The sequence below is a fragment of the Sphingosinicellaceae bacterium genome, from assembly GCA_019285715.1.
GTDB lineage: Bacteria > Pseudomonadota > Alphaproteobacteria > Sphingomonadales > Sphingomonadaceae > Glacieibacterium.
Genome location: CP079108.1, coordinates 388,326 through 400,192, shown reverse-complemented (window position 1 = coordinate 400,192; position 11,867 = coordinate 388,326). Strand labels below are relative to the sequence as shown.

Annotated in this window: 5 protein-coding genes; 1 reads left to right on the top strand and 4 read right to left on the bottom strand. The window is 67.5% G+C overall.

Annotation, left to right across the window (positions count from 1 at the left end):
- Positions 1-18 precede the first annotated feature (18 nt).
- From lnt to KX816_01925, 3 genes are all read right to left on the bottom strand, one after another.
- On the bottom strand, positions 19-1,515 hold the full coding sequence (lnt, locus tag KX816_01935) for an apolipoprotein N-acyltransferase (protein QXQ06849.1): 1,497 nt from the start codon (positions 1,513-1,515) through the stop codon (positions 19-21).
- On the bottom strand, positions 1,515-3,899 hold the full coding sequence (locus tag KX816_01930) for a PBP1A family penicillin-binding protein (GenBank protein ID QXQ08351.1): 2,385 nt from the start codon (positions 3,897-3,899) through the stop codon (positions 1,515-1,517). The genes lnt and KX816_01930 overlap by 1 nt, the downstream gene beginning before the upstream one ends.
- 132 nt (positions 3,900-4,031) lie before the next feature.
- Positions 4,032-5,780 (bottom strand): hypothetical protein, encoded by a 1,749-nt coding sequence (locus tag KX816_01925; protein ID QXQ06848.1) that lies wholly within the window; start codon positions 5,778-5,780, stop codon positions 4,032-4,034.
- Between the two features lie 144 nt (positions 5,781-5,924).
- On the opposite strand from KX816_01925, the gene KX816_01920 reads away from it, so the two are divergent.
- Positions 5,925-7,067 (top strand): acyl-CoA dehydrogenase family protein, encoded by a 1,143-nt coding sequence (locus tag KX816_01920; GenBank protein ID QXQ06847.1) that lies wholly within the window; start codon positions 5,925-5,927, stop codon positions 7,065-7,067.
- 4 nt (positions 7,068-7,071) lie between these two features.
- Here the strand turns inward: KX816_01920 and KX816_01915 are convergent, their stop codons facing one another.
- Positions 7,072-11,802, bottom strand: a complete 4,731-nt coding sequence (locus tag KX816_01915) for an NAD-glutamate dehydrogenase (protein QXQ08350.1) — start codon at positions 11,800-11,802, stop codon at positions 7,072-7,074.
- Between the last annotated feature and the right edge of the window lie 65 nt (positions 11,803-11,867).

The window sequence follows — 11,867 nt, the reverse complement described above, 5'->3', positions numbered from 1 at the left end:
AAGGATATAAAGCTATCCTTATATCCGCCTGCGGCTTGTCCATGCAGCAGCGGCGGCGAGGAGCAGCCCGAACGCGAGGCTGGTCCAGTGGGCGAAGTGCGCGAACGGTGTGGGCGGCAGGGGCGCGGGCAGCGGTGCCGAGATCACCCCCATGACGTGCGGGGCGACGGTGTGAAGGAGCCGCCCGCGCGGATCGATCAGTGCGCTGACCCCGGTCGGTGTGGCGCGGGCGACCGGCAGCCCCTCCTCGATCGCCCGCAGCCGGGCCTGGGCGAGGTGCTGAACCGGTCCCGATGGGCCGAACCACGCATCGTTGGAGACGTTCAGGATCCATGCCGGGCGGTGCGCCTCGTCGACGACCTGCGCCGGGAAGATCATCTCGTAGCAGATCTGGATGCCGGCGGCGGGAAAGCCAGGCAGCGCCAGCGTCCGTGGACCGGGCCCGGGCAGGAAGTCGATGTCGCCCGGCGTCAGGCGTGCCAGGCCGATCGCTTCCATGATGCCGCGTGCGGGCACATATTCGCCGAGTGGCACCAGGTGCGCCTTGTCGTAGCGGCCGTGGAGGATGCCGGCCGAGTCGAGGACGAACAGGCTGTTGGTCGCAGCGGTGATCTCGCCGTGCGTGTCGCGGACCAGCGCCTCGCCGCCGAACATCAGCAGGTCGCCGGGCTTGAGGACGCTTGCCAGCACGGCGCGAACCTGCGGATCGTCCTCGACCTCGAACGGGATTGCGGCCTCGGGCCAGGCGACGATGGCGGGAGCATGGGGTGCGGCGAGAGCGTTGCGGGTGAGGGTAAGGTAGCGGCGGAAATGCTCCTGTTCGAGCGCCGGGTCGTATTTCTCCGACTGTCCGATGTCGGGTTGGACAAGGTGGACGATCGTCGTGGTGGGCGGCAGCGCGTCCGGCACAAGGACGCCCGCGAGCAGCGTGAACCCGCACAGCGCTCCGAACGTCAGCATCGCCGTCACGCGGTTGTAGGTCGCGCCAATGGCGACGGCACCTCCCGCCAGTACCACCAGCCCCGACAGGCCGAGGCCACCGAAGGCGCTCGCGAGTTGCGCGACACCGGTATCGATCAGCGCCACCCCGAGCGGATTCCACGCAAAGCCCGACAGCAGGTGGCCGCGCAACCACTCTCCGAGCATCCACGCCGGCGCGAGCAGGAGCGCCCGGCCCAGCCGACTGCGTCCGAACGAGGCAATCAATGCCGCGAAGCCGGTGTAGAGCGCCAGGAACATCGCCAACCCGATGACGGCGACCCAGCCGAGCGCGGCGGGCATCTTGGCCTGGTAGGTGAAGGCGGTGGCGATCCACGTCAGCCCGACCGCAAAGTGGCTCCAGCCGAACAGCCAGCCGGTCCCAAATGCGGCGCGGCGATTGGGGGCCTCGCCGATCAGCCAGATCAGCACGGCGATTGCGATGATGGTCAGCGGCCAAGCCCCGAATGGCTCGAACCCGGTCGCCGCGAGGGCCCCGGCAGCGAGCGCCAAGCCCCGCCGCAGCCAGGGGCTCATCAGTAGATGCCGCCCGCGTTGTTGAGGAAGTCGGCGTCGGAGCGGACGCGCTTGCCGGCATTGCCCGCGAGCATGTCCTGCTGCTTCAGGCTGCCGGTGCGGCGCGGCTCGCTGGCGGGCTTGAACGCCTCCCAGATCACCAGTGCCTTGCGCTCGTCGGTCGGGTTGACCCCGTAGACCCGCTTGCCCGAGCGACGCTCGATGGTGACCATGCGGATACCCGAGGGAATCACGAACGGCAGCTTCGGCGCGTCCTTGAGCACGGTCTCGCCGAACTGCCGCCAGATCGGCACCGCGATGGTACCGCCCTGCGCGTAGCCGCCGAGCGAGCGCGGTCGGTCGTAGCCCATGTAGAGCCCGGCGATCAGCTGCGGGGTGCCGCCAACGAACCACACGTCGTTCGGGCCGCTGGTGGTGCCGGTCTTGCCCGCGAGCGGCCGGTTCATCGAAGCCAGGCCCATCGCGGTGCCGCGGGTGACGACGCCCTCCATCAGGTGGACGATCTGGTAGGCGGTACGCGCGTCGATGACCTGCTTGGGCGCGCCGCCGGGGCGCGGCATCGCCTCGCCGTGCCAGTCGGCGGCCTCGCAGCCTTCGCAATCGCGGGTGTCGGCGCGGTAGAGCGTCTTGCCGTTCTTGTCCTGGACCCAGTCGACCAGCGTCGGCACGCGCTGGCGGCCGCCGTCGAACAGCTGGGCATAGCCGTTGACCAGATGCAGCACCGTCGTCTCGCCTGCCCCAAGCGCGATCGCGAGCACCGCCGGATACTTGCCGATCCCGAGATTGGAGGCCGTGCGCACGACCTTGTCCATGCCGGTGTTGTAGGCGATGCGGACGGTCATCAGGTTGCGCGACTGCTCGAGGCCCCAGCGCATCGTCTGCGCCCCAGCATAGCCACCGCTGAAGTTCTTGAAGCATTTCTGCCCCAGCCGCTTGGTCTGGAACACGCAATAGGGCGCGTCGACGACGATCGAACTCGGGGTGAAGCCATTGTCGAGCGCGGTCGCATAGACGATCGGCTTGAAGGTCGAACCCGGCTGGCGCAGCGCCTGGGTCGCGCGGTTGAAGGCCTGGGCGCGTGCATCGAAGCCACCGACCATCGCCAACACGCGCCCCGTACGCGGGTCCTCGACGACCATGCCGCCCGAGATCAGCGGCACCTGCCGCAGCGCGTAGCCGCTACCGAGTTTGGCCACCGGGATGACGTCGCCGGGCTTGAGCGCCTGCGAGGCGGGGACATTGGTGCCCACCAGAAGGCGTTGCGCGGCGGATGCCGGGAGCTCGCCCTCGGTGCCGTCGGCGAACCCGAGCCGCGCCGCATTGCTGTCCTTGGACAGCACGACGGCTGGGTACCATTCGGGGTAGCCGGTCGCGATCCGCGCCTGCCGGAGCCGCGTCGGCCAGCCGTCGCCGAGCTCGATATGCGCCGGCGGCCCGCGCCACGGCTTGCCGCTCTCGTAGCGTACGAGGCCATCGCGCAGCGCTTTCTCGGCGGTTGCCTGTATGAACGGGTCGATCGAGGTGCGAATCCACAGGCCCCCGCCGTAAACGCTGTTCGGGCCGTCCGCCTGCGCCTCGCCGAAGCGGTCGATCAGGCTGCGGCGCACGTCCTCCAGGAAGTAGTCGCCGACGTTGGTGACCCGCGGCGTGAAGCCCTTGACCGCGACGATCGGCTCGGCCTCCGCGGCGGCTGCTTCGGCGGGGGTGATGTAGCTGTTCGCAACCATCCGCCCGAGCACATAATTGCGCCGCGCCGACGCGCGCTCGCGGCCATGCTCGGTGGTCGGGCTATAAGTCGACGGCGCCTTCGGCAGGATCGCCATGTAGGCCATCTGGGCGAGGTCGAGGTCGGCGACACCCTTGCCGAAATACGCCTGTGCCGCCGCCTCGACGCCGTACGAGTTACGCCCGAGAAAAATCTGATTCAGGTACAGTTCGAGAATCTGCGGCTTGGTGAAGGCGTTCTCGAGCCGCCACGCCAGCACCGCTTCCTTGAGCTTGCGGGTCAGCGAGACTTCGTTGGTAAGCAGGAGATTCTTCGCCACCTGCTGGGTAATCGTCGAGGCGCCAACCGGGCGCTTGTCGGTGCCGAACGACTTCAGATTGGTCCACACCGCGCCGACGATGCCGGCGTAATCGATGCCGTGGTGCTGAAAGAAGGTCTTGTCCTCCGCCGAGATGTAGGCCTCGATCAGCTTCGGCGGAATGTCCTTGTAGCCGAGGTAGATACGCCGCTCACGGGTGAAGCTGGTCAGCACCGTGCCGTCGGCGGCGCGCACCGTCGACGGCAGCGGCGGGGTGTATTTGCTCAGGGTCGCGGTGTCGGGCAGGTCCTTGATCGCCGACCACGCCAACAGCCCGACGGCCAGCACTGCAAGCAGCAGTGCACCTGCGCCCCATGCCAACACGCGCCTCGTCCGGGTCAAAGCCACCGCTCCATCGCGTTGCGCTATAGCATTGCGTGGAGCGGCGGCCAGCGACTGTTTAGATGACGACCGCGTCAGGCCGAGCCGATTTCATGTCAGGGCCCATTCGATAAGTTCGGCGAGGCCGAAATCCTTGGTCGGGTCGGCGATCGGCACCATCGGCCGCCAGCCCGGCTTGTGAAGGATGCTGGTGGTATCGGCGATCATCAGCCCCATGAAGGTCTCGAGCACGATCGTGCTCCCCATCGGCCCGAGATGATGGCCGCCGAAGATATCCGCCTCGCCGCCGTGCTTGCCGCTGCCCTCCGGGTCGTTTTGATCGGCACTCCACGTCGAATACCACTCGGCCTCGCGCAGGATATAATACCACAGCGGGGTGTGGTTCTGGCCAAGGCCGTCCTTGAACATTGGCGCGAGCGCGGCGCGCCGGTCACGCAGTTCGGTCAGGTCGTCCTCGACCGGCTTGGCGAAGCGCGAACCCGCCGACCAGATCGTTACCGGATCGAGCAGCGGGAAGGTGCCGACGCCGCCTGTCGGCAACGACATTCGACTGGCCACCTGTTCGGCGCTCGGCAACCGCATCATCGAGCCACGGAGCAGGTTGAGGAACGGCAGGCTGCGCTTGCGTTCCGTCTCCGCCATATGGTCGGGCAGCACGGCGAGACCACGCACTAGCAGCGAGTCGATCCGATACGACGGCTGCAGCGCGCCTGCGCCGAGATGCTGAGTTTCGGGCATGCGCCCAGGCATTTTCAGGAAATAGCCCCAGTCGATCCCCCACGCTGCGGGAATCTTTCGGAAACCACGGAGGTCGCCATGCACGTCGGATTGTGCCGCATCGAATATCGGGATGCGACGGTTCTGGATCTGCCCCGGCTGCATCGGATGCTCCTGGTCGACACCGACGACAGCGTTCAACGCATAGCTCGGTCGTACCATGGAATGTCCGAACCGGTACGCCGCGCCCGAGAACTCGATGGGCATGTACGGATATTTCGCGCTGGGCGCGTTGTAGTAACGCAGTCGCGGCAGACTGCCCGAACTCATCACATCGGCGTAAATCGCTTTGTGCGTCACCTTCGCGAGAAAGTCGTGAACGACGACCCATTGGTAGTGCCAGCGAGTGATCTGCGCCGCGCGCTGAAACCGCTCCCAGCGCTGATGGACCCCCGCCATGAGCGACGCCGTCCGCATCACCTTGTTGTGACAGGCGATAACCGCTGTGTGAATCTGCGCGACGATGTTGTTTTCGTCGTTGCGAGGATCGCCGATAAGGGCGTGGTCGGCTGGGCCTCGCAGATGGTCGTGCCGAGTCTGCACCGGGCCTGGTTTGGGCGGGGTGATGTCGGCGCCGGTAAGCAGCGTGAAATCGTTGCTGTAAAGATGGGGGCTGCCGAACGGACCACGACCGTAGACCGAGTCGAGATCAAGGCGTGCCGTACGAAAATTGGAAGTCGCTCCGGGATCGGACTCGCGTTCGCCGATACCGGTCTGGTCGAGCGTCAGGTCGTGATCGACGAACTGCCCGAAATATGTGTACCCGGCCGGGATCGTCGGGTTCTCGTCCTCGTCTCCCAAATTGAAGAACTGCCCCGGATCTTCCTTCTTGATCATCGTCTCGGCGAGCTGCCAGAGCGCCTCCTCGTTGTATTCGATGCCAATCTGGTCGGGAAACATGCGGCCGAAGCGGCCGTAGCCGCCGGCGACCGCCTCATCCATGCCCCGGCGGTCGCCGAGGTTGTGCTGCATCGCAAATTTTTTGGGTGGTGAAGCCATTGGTCGGTCCTCATGAAGCGCCGCGCCTGTGAGGCGGCTAGGTTTCGCTGCGACGCGACCCATTTTTGCTTCTTGTTGGTCCTGCACCGACCCTGTGCCCGAACACTTCCTAAATACTCTATTAATATTGAGCATTCGTTAATGAAATCCGGCGGTGGTTGACGCGCACGTCAACCTGCGGCACTTCCGTATGCGGGAGATTCAGCCATGCTCGACACCTCGACCCGGACCGCATTCGACGCCGACCACGGCCAGTTTCGCGAGACCGTCCGCAAGCTTTTCGACCGTGAGTTGATCCCCAACCTCGACCGCTACGAGCACGAGAAGGTCGTCGACCGGAAGTTCTGGCGGGCATGCGGCGATGCCGGTCTGCTGTGCCCGACGATCCCCGAGCACCTCGGCGGCCTCGGCCTCGATTTCGGCTACAATGCGGTGATCGACGAGGAATTGAGCTATGCCGGGTCGTCGGCAGGGATCACGCTACAGTCGGATATCGTCTGCGACTATATCGTCAACTACGGCAGCCCCGAGCAGCAGGCCAAATGGCTGCCGCTGATGATCAGCGGCGAGGCAATTACCGCGATTGCGATGACCGAGCCCGGCACCGGCTCCGACCTTCAAGGCATCAAGACCACGGCGCGCCGCGACGGCAACCATTATGTCGTCAACGGCTCCAAGACCTACATCACCAACGGGCAGTCGGCGGACCTGATCATCGTCGTCGCCAAGACGGACCCGGAACTCGGTGCCAAGGGCATGTCACTGCTCCTGGTCGAGGCCGACCGCGACGGCTTTGCTAGGGGCCGCAACCTCGACAAGATCGGCCAGAATTCCGCCGACACTTCGGAGCTGTTCTTCAACGACGTCCGCGTACCGATCACCAACTGCCTCGGCGAGGAGGGCAAGGGCTTCGCGTACCTGATGAGCCAGCTGCCGCAGGAGCGCCTGTCGATCGCGGTGTCGGCGCAAGCCGGGGCGCAGCGCGCCTTCGACGAGGCGGTGAAATTCACCAAGGACCGCAAGGCGTTCGGCAAGACGGTGTTCGATTTCCAGAACACCAAGTTCGAGCTGGCGACCTTGAAGACCAAGCTGCAGGTCGGCTGGGCCCACCTCGACTGGGCGATCAAGCGGCATCTAGCCGGCGAGCTGACCGCGGCCGAAGGCGCTGCCGCCAAGCTATGGCACACCGAGTTGCAGTGGGAGGCGTGCGACGTCGCCCTCCAGCTCCACGGCGGCGCGGGCTATATGAACGAGTACCCGATCGCGCGGCTGTGGCGGGATGCGCGGGTGACGCGGATTTTTGGCGGGACGAGCGAGATCATGCGCGAGATCGTGTCGCGGACGATCTGAGGGGCTACCCCCCCAGCACCGACCGCGCCTGGCTATCCAGATGCGCCAGCATCGCCGTCGTCACCGCCGACCCCGACCGCGCGCGCGCGACGAGCCCCGCGACACGCGCGACGCGGTCCTCCTTCGCCGTCAGCCAGGCCTCGACCGCTTCGACGGGGTCGCCGTCCGGCTGGACGATGCGCCGCATCAGGTCGATGCGGAGATGCTCGAAATCACGCACCAACCGGGCCTGCAGCAGCCGCTCCCACGGATCGTCGGGGTTGAGCGACGCCGCCGCCCCCTTGGCCCAGTCGAGGCCCATCGCCTCGCCGAGCCTTGTGTAGGCGCGTGCCGTCTGCGCGGCATCGATGTGCAGGTCCGCCGCCAGCAGCCCAACCCCGACCGCGCCGTCGAGCGCCGCAATGCGCAGCAGCACCTCGCTGAGTTCGGGGGGTGCACCGCGCGTCGTCAGGTCGGTCCGCATTACCTCGATCTGGGCGCGGGGTTCTGGGCGCAGCAAGTCGAAAATACCTTCCCCCAACCGCGCGATGCTCGGGCGCAGTCGCTCGACCAGCACCGTCGGGGTGAGACCATGGCCCGAGCGCAGCAGGTCGGCCATCTGGGTTCGCAGCACCGCAACCGCCGCGACGTTAAGGTCGAGCTGGACGCTGCCGGGCACGTCGGCGGCCTCGATCGCATCCCAAAGTGCCGGAAAGTCGAACAGCGACCGCGCCGCGACGAACGCCCCCGCGACCTCCGACAGCCCGACGCCCATCTCCTCGGCCAGCTCGAACGGCAGAGTCAGCCCGCCGCGATTGATCAGCGCGTTCGCCAGCTTGGTGGCGACCAGCTCGGAGCGCAGCCGGTGGCCGTCGATGGCGGCGACGTGATGCTCGTGCATGGCGCGCGGGAAGGCGTGGTGAAGGTCGGGCACCAGGCTCGGGTCGTCGACCAGCGTGCAGTCGACCAGCGCCTCGTAGATCGCCATCTTGGCGTAGGCCATGATGACCGCGAGTTCGGGCCGTTCGAGGCCATGGCCGGTGCGGGCGCGCGCGATCAGGATCTCGTCGCTGGCCAGCCCCTCGACCTTGCGGTCGAGCTGCGCGGCGCTGACCTCCAGGGTCTGGAGGAGTTGGAGGTAGCCGCCAACCGCGCCCGCGCCGCCGCGCTCGGCGATGCTCAGCGCCTGGGTTTGCAGCGTGTTGTCGCGGAGCACGAGCGCCGCGACATCGTCGGTCATGGCGACCAGCAGGGTGTCGCGGTCGGCCTCGGTCAGCGTCCCCGCAGCGACTTCCGAGCCGAGCGCGATCTTGATGTTGACCTCGTTGTCGGAGCAGTCGACGCCGGCGCTGTTGTCGATGAAGTCCGTGTTGATGCGCCCGCCCTTGGCCGCGTATTCGATGCGCGCGGCCTGGGTCAGCCCGAGGTTGGCGCCCTCGCCGATGACCTTGGCCCCGACGTCGCGCGCATCGACGCGGTGGCCGTCGTTGGCGCGATCGCCGACCGCGATGCTGGTCTCGGCCTCCGCCTTCACATAGGTCCCGATGCCGCCGAACCAGAGCAGGTCGACCGGGCTTTTCAGGATGGCGACGATCAGCTCGTCGGGTGACAGGTGGTCGGCGGAGACGTGCAACGCCGCCTGCACCGCCGCGCTGATCGGGATCGATTTGAGACTGCGCGGATAGACCCCGCCGCCTGCCGAGATCACGGATTTGTCGTAGTCGTCCCACGATGAGCGCGGCAGCACGAACATGCGCTGGCGCTCGGCGAAGCTGGCCGCAGCATCGGGCTCGGGATCGAGGAAGATGTGCCGGTGGTCGAACGCCGCCAGCAGGTGGATCGTCTGGCTGAGCAGCATGCCGTTGCCAAACACGTCGCCCGACATGTCGCCGCAGCCAACGACGCGGATCGGCGCGGTCTGCACGTCGACACCGAGCTCGCGGAAGTGGCGCTGGACCGAAATCCAGGCGCCCTTGGCGGTGATCGCCATCGCCTTGTGGTCGTAGCCGTGCTCGCCGCCGCTGGCGAAGGCGTCGCCGAGCCAGAAACCGTGCTGGAGGCTGATCGCGTTGGCGATGTCGGAGAAGGTCGCGGTGCCCTTGTCGGCGGCGACGACGAGATACGGGTCGGGCGCATCGTGGCAGACCACATTCGCCGGCGGCAGCACCGTGCCGGCCGCGTCGAGATTGTCGGTCAGAGACAGCAACGCCCGGATGTAAATCCGGTACGCTTCCGTACCCTCCGCCAGCCACGCGTCGCGGTTGGCCGGGCTCGGCAACTGCTTCGGGTAGAAGCCGCCCTTCGAACCGGTCGGCACGATGACGGTGTTCTTGACCTTCTGCGCCTTGACCAGCCCGAGCACCTCGGTGCGGAAGTCGTCGCGGCGATCGGACCAGCGCAAACCGCCACGCGCAATGCGGCCAGCGCGCAGGTGTATGCCCTCGACCCGCGGGCTGAACACCCAGATCTCGCGGTACGGCACCGGCGGCGGCAGGTCGGGAACCAGTGCGCTGTCGAGCTTGAACGCCAGCGCCTCGGGGCCGCCCGGCACGAAGGCGTTGGTGCGGAGCGTCGCCAGGACGACGCTGCGGTACAGCCTGAGGATGCGGTCGTCGTCGATCGCGGTGACATCGGCGAGCCCGGCCTCGATGCGCTCGCACGCCGCCGTGCCGTCGCGGTCGCCGCTGTCTGGGGCGAAACGCGACCGGAACAGCGCAACCAGCTCCTTGGTCAGCGCCGGATAGCGGAGCAGCGCATCGACGATCGTCTGCAGCCCGTAGGCGACCCCGGTCTGGCGCAGGTAGCGGAAATACGCGCGCAGCCAGCCGACGGTCTCGGCCTCGAGTCCCGCCGCCAGCACCAGCGCGTTGAAGCCGTCGTTCTCCTGTTCGCCGAGCAGCACCGCGCGCAAGGCCGGCTCGACGCAGCGCTTGAGGATGCCCGCGTCGAGCGTTACCCCGTCGCGCGCCTCGAGCAGGAAATCGTGAATCCAGCCGAGGCTACCGCCCGACAGGTCGAACGGGAATTCCTCGATGACACGCAGCCCGAAGTTCTCGAGCACCGGCACTGCGTCCGACAGCGGGATGATCTGGCCGAGACGATAGATCTTCAGCCGCAACTGGTTCGGCGCATCGTCGGGGCGGCGGTAGATCTCGACCGCCCGGTCGTTCTCGTCCGCCAGCATTGACAGCAGCAGTACGTCCGCCGCCGCCTCGGTCGCCGAATATTGCGCCCGGTAGCTCGCCGAGAATGTCCCGCCATAGGTCAGCGACAGGCGCGCCGCGCGGGTGCCACCCGACGCCTCGGCCAGCGCCGTCTCAAGCGCCTCGTCCCAGCCGCGAACCAGTGCGTTCAGGCGCGCGTCGAGATCGGCCTCGTCGAAGCCGGACGCGCTACCAGAAGTGTCGACGATGTAGTGGACGCGGGCCAGGCCCTCGGCGCGAAGCTCGACCTCGAAACGCGCGAGCTTGCCGCCCAACGCCGCGACCAGCATCGCGCCGGCGCTCTCGCGGACCCCGGAGGTATAGTCGTCGCGCGGCACATAGACGAGCACCGAAACGAAGCGCCCGAACGGATCGGCACGTGCGAACAGCTTGGGCCGGGGCCGATCCTGGAGCGACAATAGCCCGAGCGCCATCGTCTTAAGGCGCGCGGGGCTCGCCTCGAACAGCTCTTCGCGCGGGAAGCCTTCGAGCACATGCACGAGGGCCTTGGCGGTATGCCCACCCTTGGCGAAACCGAGCGCGTCGATGACCTCGCCGACCTTGCGGCGCAGCAGCGGCACCTGGCGCGGGCTCATCGCCAGACCGGCGGAGGTGAACAGGCCGACGAAGCGCGTCTCGCTGATCACCCGCCCGGCATGGTCGAAGCCCTTGACCGCGATCAGGTCGGCCGCGACCCGGCGGTGAACGGTCGAGACCGCGCCGGACTTTGTGATCAGTAGCGGCTCCGGCGAATTCAGGACCCGGCGCAATTGCGGCGGCGTCCGCGCGCTGTCGCCGTCCCACATCGGGTAGGCGGGATCACGCAGCAGCCCGAGCCCGGGTTCGCCCGACGCCTCGAAGTTCGGATCGTCGAGGTCGCCGGTGAGCGCATAACGGCGCGCGCCCAGCAGGGTGAAGTTGTCGGCCGCCAGCCAGTCGAGGAAGGCGGTCGCCTCGGCCGCCATGTGCGGCGCCACCGGCGGCGGATTCTCGACGAGGTCGCGGGTCGCGGCGCGCAGGATCGCCAGCATCGCCGGCCAGTCCTCGACGGCGGCGCGGACGTCGCCGAGCACCGCTGTCAGCTCGGCCTGGAGCTCGCCGCGCGCCTTGGCGGAAACCCGCTCGAACTCGATGTAGATAATCGACTCGCGGATCGTGCCGGGGCTGGCCGCGCCGTGGCCGAAGCCGACGATCTCGAGCAATGCACCGTCGTGGTCACGGCGCACGTCGACGATCGGATGGAGCAGCCGGTCGATATCGAGTCCCGCAGCGGTGATTGTCGAAGCAACCGAATCGACCAGGAACGGCATGTCGTCGTTGACGATGGCCAGCGCCAGCCGGCGGCGAGTCGTGGCCGAGCCCGATGCCGTGTCCAGCGCGAGTACGGGTCCGCCGGGTGCGCGCCGGGCCGCCGTCGCGCCGACGAAGGCGACGATCGCAGCACGGGTAGCGGCGTCGATGCTCTCGGCCTCGCCCGGCAATGCTGTATCGAACAGCGCGGCGGTGAGCGCGTCGTCGACCGTCGGAGCGAGATTGCCCCCGGCCGTCGCCATGATCGTCGCCATCACTGTGCTCCGCCTTGAACGCGGCGGCCTTATGCGTCCGCGCCGGTCCCGGG